Below are 13,554 nucleotides of genomic sequence, written 5' to 3'. Positions count from 1 at the left end.
CCCAGTGCCAAATCCAATTGTTCGGATGTCAGCACGCCGATAACCGGAAATTCCGGCGATTCCGCAGCTTTGCCGGCGTTTTGCCTGAGGATCGCGTCCAATTTGCGGATTCCGTCGGCAGCCCCATCCGCGGCATGGATCAAGGCCACCGCCTGATGCGCCTGCAGCGCGCCTTCGACCTTGGCGAATCCCGCGACCACCTGGCCGGCCTTGGCGGCCATGGCGAGCGCCTCGACCGCGCCGCGCACCAGCAGGTTTTCGGTGTCCTTGGGCAGGGTAGGCGCGACGCGGACGTCGCGCTTGAACCCCTTGCCAAACTGGTTACGCCGGACCGCTTCCGCAACCGCCTTGCGCGACGCCGAAACCCAAAGGCCGCGGCCGGGAAGCTTGCGCTTCAGATCCGCGACCACCTCGCCCGAGGGGGCGACGACGAAGCGGATCAGTTCGTCGATCGGGCGCACTTGCCGCGTGACCGCGCACATCCGCTCCGTCCCGGACCTGTTGGTCCGCGGGCCGTTGTCGAGATCGGCGGGGTCAGCGAGGGCAAGCATGCGTGTGACATTGTCCTTACGCGGGCTGTTGTTCGGAGGCCTCGGCCTCCTCGGCGGGTTTTGCGATATCCGCCTCGGTGATCCACCCCGCGATGACGCGGGCCTGCATGATCATGGCTTCAGCGTCTTCGCGCGTGACTTCATTGGGGTCGAGAATGCCGGGATGCTTGGTCGGCTCGCCGCCTTCCTTGCGTTCGGTCCAGCCGACGAGGTCGTCGGTGGCACAGCCCGCCAGATCCTCGACGGTCTTGATCTCGTTCTCGCCGAACTTCACCAGCATCTTCGAGGTCACGCCGGGCACCGTCTTCAAAGCGTCGTCCACACCGAGTTCCTTCCGTTTGGTTTCAAGCTCGGCTTCCTGCTGCTCGAGATATTCGCGGGCCCGGCTCTGCAGTTCGTTCGCCGTCTCATCGTCAAAACCTTCGATGCCGGCCAGTTCGCGCACATCGACCAGCGCCAGTTCTTCCACCGAGGTAAAACCTTCCGACGCCAGCAACTGGCCGACCACTTCGTCTACATTGAGCGCTTCCATGAACACCCGCGTGGAGTTCTCGAAATCGGCCTGGCGGCGCTCGGATTCTTCCTGCTCGGTCAGGATGTCGATGTCCCAGCCGGTAAGCTGCGAGGCGAGCCGCACGTTCTGGCCGCGCCGTCCGATCGCCAGCGACAGCTGGTTATTGGTGTCGGGCACCACCACCTCGATGCGCTCGCGCTCCTCGTCGATCACCACCTTGGCGACTTCGGCCGGCGCCAGCGCATTGACCACGAAGGTCGCGATATCGGGCGACCACGGGATGATGTCGATCTTCTCGCCCTGCAATTCGTTGACCACGGCCTGCACCCGCGAGCCGCGCATGCCGACGCAGGCGCCGACCGGATCGACCGAGGAATCCCGTGAGATCACGCCGATCTTGGCGCGCGACCCGGGATCGCGGGCCACCGCCTTGATCTCGACGATGCCGTCATAGATTTCCGGCACTTCCTGCGCGAACAATTTCGCCATGAATTGCGGATGCGTCCGCGAAAGAAAGATTTGCGGCCCGCGGGTTTCACGGCGCACGTCAAAAATGTAGGCGCGGACCCGGTCGCCGTTGCGGAATACTTCGCGCGGCAGCATCTCATCACGCCGCACGATGGCTTCACCGCGGCCGAGATCGACGATCACGCTGCCATATTCAACGCGCTTGACGATGCCGTTGACGATGTCGCCGATGCGGTCCTTGAATTCCTGGTATTGCCGGTCGCGCTCGGCCTCGCGCACCTTCTGCACGATCACCTGCTTGGCGGATTGGGCTGCGATGCGGCCGTATTCCAGCGGCGGCAGGGTGTCGGCGATGGTGTCGCCGACCTGCGCGCCGGGATTGGCGCGCTGCGCGTCGATCAATGAAATCTGATTCGAGGCGTTCTCGACCTGATCGACCACCAGCATGTGGCGCGACAGCCTGAGTTCGCCCTTTTTCGGATCGATCTCGGCATGCACGTCGGTCTCGCTGCCATAGCGGGCCCGCGCCGCCTTGGCGATGGCGTCTTCCATCGCCGCGATCACGATGCCGCGGTCGATGGATTTTTCCCGCGCGACCGCGTCGGCGATCTGCAGAAGCTCGATCTTGTTGGCGCTGACAGCTGCCATGGCTTAGTCTCCTTCGGTGGGGTCGATATCGCCGCGCCGCAGTCTTTCCGCGGCAAGGCGGTGTTCCTTGGTATTCTTCGGGGCAGGTTTTTTTTCGGTCTTCAATTTCGGCTTTGGCGCGTTGCTTTTGGTCGGATCGCTTTTCTTCGCGTGCGGCGGCGGGGGCGGCAGAATTCCAAGATTCTGCTTCAGCTCGCGCTCGGCGATCTTGCCGCGCCGCATCGATTCGGCGATCAACTCGTCGGTCAGCACCAGCCGCGCGTCCGCGATGTCTTCCATCACCAACAGAACGGCGGGATCTTCGGCGTTGCGCACATCTTCGCGAACCAGATGCACGGCATCGCCTTTGATTCCGCCCAAAATGCCGCGGAATCGCTTGCGGCCTTGATGCGGCACCGCCATCTCGATCTTCACCAGATAGCCGGCATAGCGTTCGAAATCCGAACGGCGCACTAGCGGCCGGTCGATGCCGGGCGATGAAATCTCCAGCCGATAGGCGCGGTCGATCGGATCGGCGATATCCAGCACCGGCGACAGCGCCTTGGAAATCGCCTCGCAGTCCTCGATCAGCATTGTTCCATCGGGCCGTTCCGCCATGATCTGCACGGTGCAGCCCTGCTCGCCCGACACTTTTATCCGCACCAGGCGGTAGCCCATGCCCTGCAGCACGGGACCCGCGACCGCCGACACCCGCGCGGCCATGCCCGGCTCGGTCACGAGGCGCGGCTCGGCAAGCAGATCGAGGTCTACGGCATCAAGAGTCGGATCGGTCATATCCAGAGTCAAAAGGCTGTTCTTGCTGGCGTTGGTTTTGGGGCACTCCGCACGGAACCCGGCATCGCCGGCGTCGGGTCCGTTCAGGTAATAAAAAAGAGCGGGTCCGGTGGGGCCCACTCTCAATACGCGATCGTATATGAGACGATTAAGTTGCGGCTGATATAACGGTTTTCAGGGTGTACGGCAAGGGCCGCACGGCGTGACCTGAGGATTTTTCAGGCCTAACCCTTCCTTCACGAAGCCCGCCTAAGTTGCCCGAAATCCGGCGGGCGTGCCGCGTTTCGAGTGTGCTTCATGGCAGTTGGCCCATCTCTCATCCCCGGACTTGATGACATCGTCAAAAACGGCGATCCGCGGCGTCGCGCCGAGGCCGCGCGCAAAATTTCGGAATTATTTTTGGCCGGCGCCGCGCAATTTCGGAGCCAGCATGTCGATCTGTTCGACGGCATCCTTACCGGCCTCGTCCCGTACACCGAAATCGCCGCGCGTGTCGCGCTTGCCGAGCGATTGTCCGCCCTCGGCAACGCCCCGCCCGCGCTCGTGAACCAGTTGGCGCGAGAGGATGAGATATCGGTCGCCGGTCCGTTGCTGCGCCGCTCGCCGGCCGTGGTCGAGCCGACCCTGATCGAGGTCGCGCGCAGGAAGGGCCAGGGCCATCTGCTGGCGATGTCAGAACGGCCGACATTGCCGGTGGGGGTAACCGACGTGATCGTGCGACGCGGCGACCGCGAAGTGGTCCGTCGCGTCGCGGGAAATGCGGGCGCGCAGTTTTCGCAAACCGGCTATTCGGCACTGATAAAACGCGCCTGCGATGACGGCGTGCTGACGCTCACCGTCGGCCGGCGCGACGATCTAGGCGCGCCGCAGTTGAAGGAGCTTTTGGCCGGCTCCGCGGAGATCGTTCGCCGCCGCCTGTTCGAGGCAGCAAAACCCGGCAAGAAGGCCGCGATCAATCAGGCCATGGTCGAAATCATCGGCGCGCCGAAGGCGTCGGAAATCCGCCGCGATTTCGCACCGGCGCAGCGCGCGATCCTCAGCCTGCATCACGCCGGCGAGTTGGACGAAGCCGCGCTGCTGAATTTCGCCAAGGCGCACAAATACGAGGAATGCGTCGCGGCGCTGTCGGCGCTGTCGGCCGCACGGATCGCGACCATCGATCGCTTGCTGATGGGCGAGCGCCACGATCCGGTGCTGATCCTGGGGCGCGCGACCGGTCTCGAATGGGCCACGGTGCGCGCGCTGATCGTGCTGCGGCTCGGCCCGGGAAGGGTGCCCTCGGCCACCGACATCGAGCGGGCGCGGCTGAATTTCGAGCGGCTGGCGGCATCCACCGCGCAGCGCGTACTGAGCTTCTGGCAGACGCGGCAAACCGCTTGAGGGACGGCCCGTCATTGCGAGGAGCGTAGCGACGAAGCAATCCAGTCTTGCTTTGTGGCCTCTGGATTGCTTCGCTTCGCTCGCAATGACGAAGGCAAAGATATGCACACCAACCCTTTCGATTCGGCGGTGATCCTCGACGGCATTCGCCGCTGGGTGGAAATCGAAACGCCGACCGAGGCGCCGGAGCAGGTCAACCGACTGGTGAGCATGGTCGCGGATGGCTATCGCGATCTGCCGGTCACGATCGAACGGATTCGCGGCGTCAATGGATGCGGCGATCATCTGATCGCGCGCTCGGCATGGGGCGCGGATCAGCCTGGAATCCTGGTGCTCAGCCACCTCGACACCGTGCACCCGCTGGGATTCATCGGGCGGCTGCCGTTCAAGGTCGAGGGCGACCGCGCATTCGGCCCCGGCATCTACGACATGAAGGGCGGGGCCTATCTCGCCTATCACGCGTTCGCACAGCTTTGCGCGGCGAGCGGACGCCCGCCGCTCGGCGTGACGCATCTGTACGTCTCCGATGAAGAGATCGGCAGCCCGACCTCGCGCGCCTTGATCGAGGCCGAGGGGCATAAAGCAAAGTATGTGCTGGTAACCGAACCCGCGCGCGACGGCGGCAAGATCGTCACCGGACGCAAGGGCGTCGCGCGGTTCGAGGTGTTCGTGACGGGGGTGCCCGCCCATGCCGGGACCCGGCCGCAAGACGGCCGCAGCGCCATCCGCGAACTCGCAGGCGTGATCGAGACGCTGGAGGCGATGACCGACCTTGAGCGCGGCGTCACCGTCAATGTCGGCGTTATCCGGGGCGGCACAAAACCCAACGTCATCCCGGAAGAAGCCTATGCCGAAGTCGACCTTCGCGTGATGACGATCGCGGATGCCGACGAGTTCGTGCCGAAAATCCTGAATCTGAAATCGCGCAACAAGGGCGTCACCGTCAAGGTGACCGGCGGATTGAACCGGCCGCCTTACGAGAAGGGCAATGCCGCCGCGGCGCTGTACGAGCACGCAAAAGCGCTGGCCGCCGAGATCGGCTTCGAGCTCGCCGATACCTTCACCGGCGGCGGCTCCGACGGCAATTTCACCGCGCCCTTCACGGCGACGCTGGATGGCCTCGGCGTCGACGGCCAGGGCGCGCATACCCACACCGAGCAGATCTACATTTCGTCGATCGAGCCGCGGGCGCGGCTGCTGCATCGGCTGTATCAGACGCTGCGATGAGCAGCGCCGCCCGCGATGCCGGCAATGGCGTGCCCCCGCCCGGCGACGGCGCCGCGGTTCATGGCCAGGGCTCGTTCTTCGGACGGCGCAAGGGCCACCGGCTGCGCGCGCATCAGGCCGGTCTGATCGAAAATCTTCTGCCGCATCTTTCGCTCGACATCGGCGCTGCTGCTCCGCCTGACCTCTCCGCGCTGTTCGAACCAAAGGTCGAGCGCGTCCGCCTCGAGATCGGCTTCGGCGGCGGCGAGCACCTGACCGCGGAAGCGTTGGGGGCTCCGGACACCGGCTTCATCGGCTGCGAGCCCTATGTCAACGGCATGGCGAAAATCCTCAATGAGATCGAGGCGCGCAACATCGGCAACATCAGGCTGTTCGCGGGCGACGCCGCCGAACTGCTGGCATGGGCGCCGCCGCATTCGCTGCATCGCATCGATCTGATCCATCCCGATCCATGGCCGAAGCGGCGGCACTGGAAGCGGCGTTTTGTGCAGGACTTGACCGTGGCCGCGATGGCCCGCGCGCTGAAGCCTCCGGGCGAATTCCGCTTCGTCTGCGATATCGAGGATTACGTTACGTGGACGCTGGCCCATCTCGCCCGCTCGCCGGGTTTTGTCTGGACGGCGGAACGCGCCGACGACTGGCGGCAGCCGTGGCCCGGCTACACCATGACGCGCTACGGCCGCAAAGCGGAGCGTGAGGGGCGGCGGGCGGCGTATCTGCGGTTTCAGCGGATCTCTTGATCCGTCGCTCCGTCATTGCCGCCTGCGCGGGGATGCGCAGAGGACGTGGCAGCGCCTTGCAAAAATTTTTTGATCTACAGATTCAAACAGCCAAGCGCCCGCGTTCCCGCGCCGCCGCGCGAGTTGGGCTTTTAGTTCTCTCCCCTCGAAGATGAGGGGAGACGGGACGCCGAAAGGCGCATCTTGGTAACGGCCGCGGCTTGCTTCCCGGATCGCCGGGAAACAGAAGCACACGGCAACGCCTTTCGACGTCCCGCCGCGGCGTCTTAAGGCCCTGGTCCGCGCTTCCGGGGACTTGGCTCCTGGCGTTTTCGCGCCGCTCGCCTGTCCCCGTCCAGCCAGCTTCGGTGGCAGACCCAGTTACGGGCCGGACGGATACCCAAGGTCTCCCGAGTTACGTGCTTGCGAGGCACGTCCCCCAGGCGCCGCATCAGCCATCGGGTTGCCCCTCCGGCCAGCTTTCGCTCTGTCCCACTTCCGAACGCCTCTAGAAGCGCCCCTCATTGGACAGGACTTGAGCAGGATAAGACAGGTTCGGGGGGCGTGGATAAGGAATCAAAAAATTTAATGTAGATGAACGAAAATTCTTTTTGTCGTCCCCGCGCAGGCGGCTGTGTGGAAACATCTGACCGCTTCAGTTTTGGGAAAATCATTCTTCAAGGACAAGCAACCTTGACGCGTTCAGCAGTGACAACCCAAAAGAGGAAAGAAACTTCCAAGAAATTTTGTGTGAAATGTCAAATCGAGACTTTTCACACAGCCTGCTGCGCGGGGACGACGATGAGGGTGTGGCTGCCGGGCCTGCGCGTGGGCGGCGAGTAAGGTTTCAGCGCCGATCCGGGGCTTCGCGCGCGGCGATGTGTTCGACCATGTCGACGATGGCGCGCCGGAGCTTGGCGTCGGTGATGCGCGTGAAGGCGCGGGTCAGCGCCAGTCCTTCCGAGGTTGCGAGGAAGTCGGCGACATAGGCCGGCGATGCCGGTTCGACAAAACCGTCGGCATTGGACGAGCCGCTGGGGGCGCCCTCGAACAGGAACGCCACCGGGACGTGCAGGATATCGGCGAGCTGCTGAAGGCGGCTGGCGCCGATCCGGTTGGTGCCTTTCTCGTACTTCTGAACCTGCTGGAACGTCAGCCCCAAAGCCTCGCCGAGTCTTTCCTGACTCATTTCCAGCATCAGGCGGCGCATGCGCACACGGCTGCCGACATATTTGTCAACAGGATTGGGCGCTGTGGGGGGCATGGTCCGATACTCCTTAAGGGCTTCGGCGGTGATCAACATTTGCAGAAACAATGTCACCACTTGCAGCAGAAGCAACACGGAGTATGCCTTTAACGCTGTAATCGTTTAATGCGGTCGGGCCAACCGGTAATTGCGTGCATGCAAAGCGATTGCGCGAATAGGTTGTAGCCGTGATAAGTGACAAGGTAGATACTGCTCACGAAGCGGCTTTTCCCGCACGCTGCCGCATGCTAAAAAATTTACAACGGCGGCAGCGATCGCCGCTCCCGCATGGATCGCCCGGCCGAATCGCGAGACCGGCCTGCATCGAGACAAATTCAAGCAACCGCGTTATAAGCATCCTGCGTCAGGTTGGATTCGCAGTGTGGGACAAAGCGATGGTCGAGACAACTTACGATCCCGAAGTCGACGCGGTGTATATCGCGCTTACGCGCGGCAAGGTCGAGCGGACCAAGGAAGCCGGGCCGTTTGTCTACGATGTCGACGCCGACGGCCGCGTGCTCGGCATCGAAATCCTGTCCGCAACCAGGGTTCTGGCGCCCGGAGACTGGAAAAAGATCAGGCGGCCGAAGGAAAGCGCGCGCCGTCGCCACAAGGTGGCAGAGCGGCACCGCGGTTTCATTTTCGTCAAACGGCTGTCGCCGCCCGACGTCGACTCACGATGATGCGGCTGCGGCCATGACGATCGCGGCGGGAATACCGCCGACGCGCGCATAGATGGTGGGCCAACGGCGAACGCCTTTGCCGCAACGCACCTTCGGACCGCACCGCACACCACACACCGCAGCCCGCGCCACTGGGCCGGTATCCCATTCAAGGCTCGACGGTTCTTGCGCTGCAGAAGGCTTCGAAAGAAGTCATGCACCTAAGGCCGGTGTGGGCGGTTGCCGGGGGACGCGCGTCGCTGGCGAACGCGCTGTAAGCCGTTTGCTGGATTTTTTTTAATGCTTCGACCGTGCCGCTTTCCATGGCCAAGGAAACTTCCTCCCCTTCAAAGGAGGAGTGAAAAATGTTTCCATTCAGGCACCCGGTTATCATTATGTAGGGGCCATCTTCAGCTTTAAGCGAATTCGCTTTCAGCTTTTCGACGCTGAATGTGTTGTCGGCTTCGTGACCCACGGCGTGGCGTAACTCGACGGCATTCGGAAAGTTCTCCTCGAGTTCTTGTTTTGCAGATTCCAGAATACCGATATTTGTCAGCGCCTTAATTTTTTCGGACTTTGAACGTTGCTAATTATCGAACACAGCGTCGCGCGGAAATGATAAACTTGAAACGCAGCATCCCGTGCAGCAATAAAAGCCCACGCTTGTAAACGCGAAGCGCGATTAAACAATGTATCCTTGTCAACCATTCGCGTTCGCACCGTCATGTCAAACGGGAAGAACTGAATATCTCCCGCTGCTTTAATCTTTTCGCGGGCCTTGGTTTGGGACTCCTCGAAAAGCGCAAGGGCATGTTCAAAGGATACAATGCAGCAACTTAGATCCCGGAGTTTTGCTTGAATATGGCCAGCAAGCTCGAACTCCGACTCCGGCAATTCCCGACGATCTAAAAAAGGTTCGTTCATATCAAAAATCCTTGCGAGCCTCATTTTTATGAGGCTGCTAAAGAGCGTGTAGGGGCCGCCGCCACAAGGTTGCGGAGCGGCACCGCGGCTTCATTTTCATCAAACGGCTTTCGCCGCCCGACGTCGAATCGCGATGATCAATGCGGCGGCCACCATGATCGCGGCGGGAATATCGCCCGTTCGCGCGTAGATCGTTGGCTTGATTGCAGTCGGCAGGCCGGAATCCAGCACGCCCTCGGCGCCGAGCCCAAGCCGCGCGACGATGCGGCCCACGGGATCGATCACCGCGGAGACGCCGGTATTGGCGGCGCGGACCAGCGGCAGTCCCTCTTCAATGGCGCGCAGCCGCGCCTGCTGCAGGTGCTGGTAGGGGCCGGTGGAGATTCCGAACCAGCCGTCATTGGTCAGGTTGATCATCCAGCCGGGGCGGTCGTCGCGCGACGCAATGTCGCGGGGAAATACCGCCTCATAGCAGATCAGCGGCAGCATGCGCGGCGCGCCTGGCACCTCCATCGGCTTGCGGCGCAGGCCCGGGATGAACCCGCCGGACACCTTGGTGAGCTGAACGAAGCCGAGCTTTTCCGCAAAATCCTGGAACGGCAAATATTCGCCGAACGGCACCAGATGCAGCTTGTCGTAGACCGACAGCACGCTGCCGTCATGATCGATCACATAGATCGAATTATAGGCGCGGGCGATTTTTGCGCCGGGCGGCAAGTCGGGGGCGCGCACCGCGCCCGTGATCAGCACCGTGCCTTTCGGCAGCAGGTCGGCGATCTGCGCCATCGCGTCGGCTTCGCGGGTCAGGAAAAACGGGAACGCGGATTCCGGCCAGATCAGCACCGTTGCGTCGCGTACGCCGGTCGATTGCGGCCCGGTGGCGCGGTCCGACAGGTTAAGGTATTTCTGCATCACCTCCGCCTTGGCGGCGTAGTTGAAGCGGGCGTCCTGCGGCACATTGGGCTGCATGATGCGCAGCTTGACGCCCGCGACGTGGCCCGTGGGCTGCAGCGCCAGCCGGACCATGCCATGGATACCCATGATAACCAGCAGCAGCAGCGCCATCGCCGGCGCGATCCATGGCCTGCGTCCGCGCAAATCTGTGTCGAGCAGCAGCGCGGGACTGGCGAAGATCGCGACGGCCAGAAAGGTGAGGCCCCACAGTCCGATCAGCGAGGCGGTCTGCGCCAGCGCCAGCGGTTCGGTCAGCGCATAGCCGAACGCATTCCACGGAAAACCCGAGAGCATCTGACCGCGCAGCCATTCGCCGATGGTCAGGCTCGCGGCCAACGCCAGCACGCGCGAGGCGCCACTGCTCCAGATCAGCCGCGCCAGCGCGAAAGCGAACGCGGTGAACAGCGCCAGATATGCGGGCAGGCCGAGAACCGCGAACGGCAGCAGCCATGCGAAGGTCGGGGCATCGACCAGAAACGCGTAACCGATCCAGTACAGCCCGGGCACGAAATAGCCGAGGCCGAACCACCAGCCCGCCATCGCGGCCGCCGGTATGCCGCGCCAGCGCCCGGCGCCCGCGCCGTCGATCAGCCAGACCATCACCGGAAAGGTCAGGAACAGAATCGGCCAGGCATTGAACGGCGCCATCGCCAGCGATGACGCCGCACCCGCGCTCAGCGCGATGGCGGCGCGTTTCCAGCCCCACGACAGGATGATCGCCGAGCCGATGCTACGTGCTGGAATCACGGAGTGCCGGCTCCGTCGCCCGGTGAAGGCGTCGTCGTGTCGGTCGCCGGCGTGCCGCCGGGCTCCGAAGAAATTTCGCGGCGGCGCGCCGGACGGGCGGCGGGACGTTCCTTGCGGGTTGCGATGCGCAGGCGCTTGACGCGGCGCGGATCGGCGTCGAGCACTTCGATCTCGAAATTGCCGGGGCCGGAAATGACCTCACCGCGCACCGGCAGGCGCCCGACATGGGTGACGAGATAGCCGCCCAGGGTTTCCACCTCTTCGCCGGCCTCGCCGGTCACAAAATCCTCGCCGATCACCGAGCGGACGTCGTCGAGGCTGGCGCGTGCGTCCGCGATAAAGGAATTGTCCGCCTGCTTGACGATTGCGGGCGGCTCATCGCTGTCGTGCTCGTCATCGATCTCGCCGACGATCTGCTCGACGATGTCCTCGATCGACACCAGGCCGTCGGTGCCGCCATATTCGTCGACCACCAGCGCGAGGTGAATGCGCGAGGCCTGCATCTGCGCGAGCAGGTCGATCGCGCGCATCGACGGCGGCACATAGAGCAGCTTGCGGATGATGTTGGCCTCGCTCAGCGGCAGCGCGAGCTCGACTGAGCGCAGATCGAGGCCGGCGGGCAATGGCTTCTTGCGCTTGGCCTTGCTCGGCGCAGCCACGCGTGCTTTCGCGGTCATGAACGCCAGCAGGTCGCGGATGTGAACGATGCCTTCTGGATCGTCCAGCGTTTCGTTGTAGACCACCAGCCGCGAATGCGCCGCGCTCTCGAACAGGCTCATCAATTCGCCGAGCGAGATGTCGCGCTTGACCGCGACGATGTCGGCGCGATGCACCATCACATCGGCGATGCGCCGCTCGTGCAGGGAAAGGATGTTGCGCAGCATGGTGCGCTCGATGGCGGAAAAGCCGACCTCGTCCGGCGTCGAGGCGTCGAGCACCACCTGCAGGTCGTCGCGCACCGAGCCCGGCTTCCATCCGAACAGCGTGCGGATCGCGCGGGTCAGCCAGTTGTCGGCGGCGGGACGCAGCACTTCGCCTTCCTGCACCACGGCGGGCAGGTTGCGCGGGTTCCTTGGATTGTCGTTGGTCGGGTCGGAATCCGGCATTTTCAGGTCGCCTCATCCCGATCCGCGTAGGGATCGGGAATCCCGAGTTCTGCCAGAATTGCGCGCTCGAGGTTTTCCATCGCGTCGGCGTCGGCGTCGGTTTCGTGGTCGTAACCGACCAGATGCAGGAAACCATGGACGGCGAGGTGGCTGAGGTGGTGGTCGAACGGCTTCTGTTCGCCGTCGGCCTCGCGGCGCGTGGTCTCATAGGCGATCGCGATATCGCCGAGCATGCGCGGCGCGTCGTCGAACTCGTGTCCGGCCGGCGGCTGCAATGCCGGAAACGACAGCACGTTGGTCGGCTTGTCCTGTCCGCGCCAGTTCTTGTTCAGGGTGCGGATTCCGGAATCGTCGGTCAGCATCACCGCGAGTTCGGCGTCGCCGGTATCGGCCTCCACCATTGCGGCGGCCGTTTCAATGGCGCGGTGCACGATGGCCTCGGCGTCGGCCTCGGCGGCCCAGCATTCGGCGACGATCAGAACCTCGGTTTCAGGCGGGGCGGGGAGCGCCATCGTTGCAGCGTTTCGTTTGAAGGCAGGACGTCCTCGATCGAGGAGGCTGCTTTCGATGGACAATTTTCGCATCAGTTTTTTTTGGTTGCCGGCTTCTGCGGCAATCCCTCATAGGCCGCGACGATCCGCGCCACCAATTCGTGGCGGATCACGTCTTCGGCCGTGAATTTCACCTGCGCGATGCCGTCGACGCCGTCGAGCAGTTTTGTGGCTTCCGCGAGCCCCGAAGTCTGTCCATTCGGCAGATCGACCTGGGAGGGATCGCCGGTGACGATCATGCGGCTGTTTTCGCCGAGCCGCGTCAAAAACATCTTCATCTGCATCGTCGTGGTGTTCTGCGCCTCGTCGAGGATGATCGCGGCATTGGTCAGCGTGCGGCCGCGCATGAAGGCGAGCGGCGCGATCTCGATCTCGCCGGTCTGCAGCGCGCGCTCGACGATGCGCGAATCCATCAAATCGTACAGCGCATCGTAAATCGGGCGCAGGTATGGATCGACTTTTTCCCTGAGGTCGCCGGGCAGGAAGCCGAGCCGTTCGCCGGCCTCGACCGCGGGCCGGGTCAGGATGATGCGATCGACTTCCTTGCGTTCGAACAATTGCGCGGCCTGCGCCACCGCGAGCCAGGTCTTGCCGGTGCCGGCGGGGCCGATGCCGAATACCAATTCGTGTTTCTTCAGCGCGCGGATGTAGGAATCCTGCGCCGCGGTGCGCGCCCGCACCGGGCGCTTGCGCAAATTGATGGCCTCGAATGCCGATTTCGGCGCCTTGGGGTCGAACTCGAACAGCGAGCCTTGCGCGACCACGGCGCGGATCGCGCCTTCGACCTCGCCCTGCGAGAGGTCATGGCCTTGCGTCGCCTGCGCATACAGCGCCTCCAGCACGCGCCGTGCCGCGTCGCAGCCGTCGCGGGTGCCCGCGATGGTGATGTGATTGCCGCGCGAGTCGACAACGACGTTGAGCCGGCGCTCGATCAGCGCGAGATTCTGTCCGTAGGGGCCGACCAGCGCGGAGGCCGCGCGGTTGTCATCGAAGTCGATGACGACTTGGGTTTCGGGCGGGGCTTGCAGGTCGCGGTCGAGTTTGCGGCTGGGGGCGAGCGAAGGCGAATCCGATGCGCTTTTG

Annotated in this window: 14 protein-coding genes; 4 read left to right on the top strand and 10 right to left on the bottom strand. The window is 63.5% G+C overall.

The genetic code is table 11. The features are described 5' to 3' along the window. From VGP39_RS23290 to rimP, 3 genes are all read right to left on the bottom strand, one after another. Positions 1-551 (bottom strand): RNA-binding protein (locus VGP39_RS23290; RefSeq protein WP_327570451.1); only part of this gene is annotated, 551 nt, incomplete at its 3' end. Positions 552-567: 16 nt separating this feature from the next. Next, a complete protein-coding gene (gene nusA / locus VGP39_RS23285; RefSeq protein WP_327570450.1) occupies positions 568-2,181 on the bottom strand; it encodes a transcription termination factor NusA in 1,614 nt (537 codons plus the stop codon). A gap of 3 nt (positions 2,182-2,184) precedes the next feature. Next, the gene (rimP, locus tag VGP39_RS23280) at positions 2,185-2,955 is read right to left on the bottom strand and encodes a ribosome maturation factor RimP (protein WP_327570449.1); all 771 of its coding nucleotides are present in this window, start codon (positions 2,953-2,955) and stop codon (positions 2,185-2,187) included. A gap of 297 nt (positions 2,956-3,252) precedes the next feature. Between rimP and VGP39_RS23275 the strand changes: the two genes are divergently transcribed. The 3 genes from VGP39_RS23275 to VGP39_RS23265 all read left to right on the top strand — a co-directional run bounded on the left by VGP39_RS23275 (position 3,253) and on the right by VGP39_RS23265 (position 6,302). Continuing rightward, on the top strand, positions 3,253-4,335 hold the full coding sequence (locus tag VGP39_RS23275; protein ID WP_327570448.1) for a DUF2336 domain-containing protein: 1,083 nt from the start codon (positions 3,253-3,255) through the stop codon (positions 4,333-4,335). 102 nt (positions 4,336-4,437) lie between these two features. After that, on the top strand, positions 4,438-5,562 hold the full coding sequence (locus tag VGP39_RS23270; protein WP_327570447.1) for a M20 family metallopeptidase: 1,125 nt from the start codon (positions 4,438-4,440) through the stop codon (positions 5,560-5,562). After that, positions 5,559-6,302, top strand: coding sequence for a tRNA (guanine(46)-N(7))-methyltransferase TrmB (locus VGP39_RS23265; RefSeq protein ID WP_327570446.1), 744 nt, complete (start codon positions 5,559-5,561; stop codon positions 6,300-6,302). Before VGP39_RS23270 ends, VGP39_RS23265 begins: the two co-directional genes overlap by 4 nt. 826 nt (positions 6,303-7,128) lie before the next feature. On the opposite strand, the gene VGP39_RS23260 is transcribed toward VGP39_RS23265, so the two are convergent. Then, positions 7,129-7,545: a helix-turn-helix transcriptional regulator gene (locus tag VGP39_RS23260; RefSeq protein WP_327570445.1), complete on the bottom strand. Its 417-nt coding sequence runs from the start codon at positions 7,543-7,545 to the stop codon at positions 7,129-7,131. Between the two features lie 377 nt (positions 7,546-7,922). Here VGP39_RS23260 and VGP39_RS23255 point away from each other — a divergent pair, with 377 nt between their 5' ends. Beyond that, the gene (locus VGP39_RS23255) at positions 7,923-8,210 is read left to right on the top strand and encodes a DUF2283 domain-containing protein (protein WP_327570444.1); all 288 of its coding nucleotides are present in this window, start codon (positions 7,923-7,925) and stop codon (positions 8,208-8,210) included. Between the two features lie 148 nt (positions 8,211-8,358). Here the strand turns inward: VGP39_RS23255 and VGP39_RS23250 are convergent, their stop codons facing one another. The 6 genes from VGP39_RS23250 to VGP39_RS23225 form a co-directional block, all read right to left on the bottom strand. Next, positions 8,359-8,664: a hypothetical protein gene (locus VGP39_RS23250; protein ID WP_327570443.1), complete on the bottom strand. Its 306-nt coding sequence runs from the start codon at positions 8,662-8,664 to the stop codon at positions 8,359-8,361. Positions 8,665-8,741: 77 nt separating this feature from the next. Beyond that, positions 8,742-9,113 (bottom strand): hypothetical protein, encoded by a 372-nt coding sequence (locus VGP39_RS23245; protein WP_327570442.1) that lies wholly within the window; start codon positions 9,111-9,113, stop codon positions 8,742-8,744. Between the two features lie 99 nt (positions 9,114-9,212). Further along, complete coding sequence (gene lnt, locus VGP39_RS23240; RefSeq protein ID WP_327570441.1) at positions 9,213-10,814, bottom strand: apolipoprotein N-acyltransferase; 1,602 nt, start codon at positions 10,812-10,814, stop codon at positions 9,213-9,215. Beyond that, entirely contained in the window at positions 10,811-11,920 is a 1,110-nt protein-coding gene (locus tag VGP39_RS23235) for a hemolysin family protein (protein WP_327570440.1), read from the bottom strand. The genes lnt and VGP39_RS23235 overlap by 4 nt, the downstream gene beginning before the upstream one ends. Positions 11,921-11,922: 2 nt before the next feature. Continuing rightward, on the bottom strand, positions 11,923-12,432 hold the full coding sequence (gene ybeY, locus VGP39_RS23230; RefSeq protein ID WP_327570439.1) for an rRNA maturation RNase YbeY: 510 nt from the start codon (positions 12,430-12,432) through the stop codon (positions 11,923-11,925). Between the two features lie 71 nt (positions 12,433-12,503). Further along, a partial coding sequence (locus tag VGP39_RS23225) for a PhoH family protein (protein WP_327570438.1) occupies positions 12,504-13,554 on the bottom strand: 1,051 nt, incomplete at its 5' end.

Source organism: Bradyrhizobium sp., from assembly GCF_036009065.1.
GTDB lineage: Bacteria > Pseudomonadota > Alphaproteobacteria > Rhizobiales > Xanthobacteraceae > Bradyrhizobium.
The sequence above is the reverse complement of the archived record's forward strand: the minus strand, read 5'-3'. Positions and strand labels throughout refer to the sequence as shown.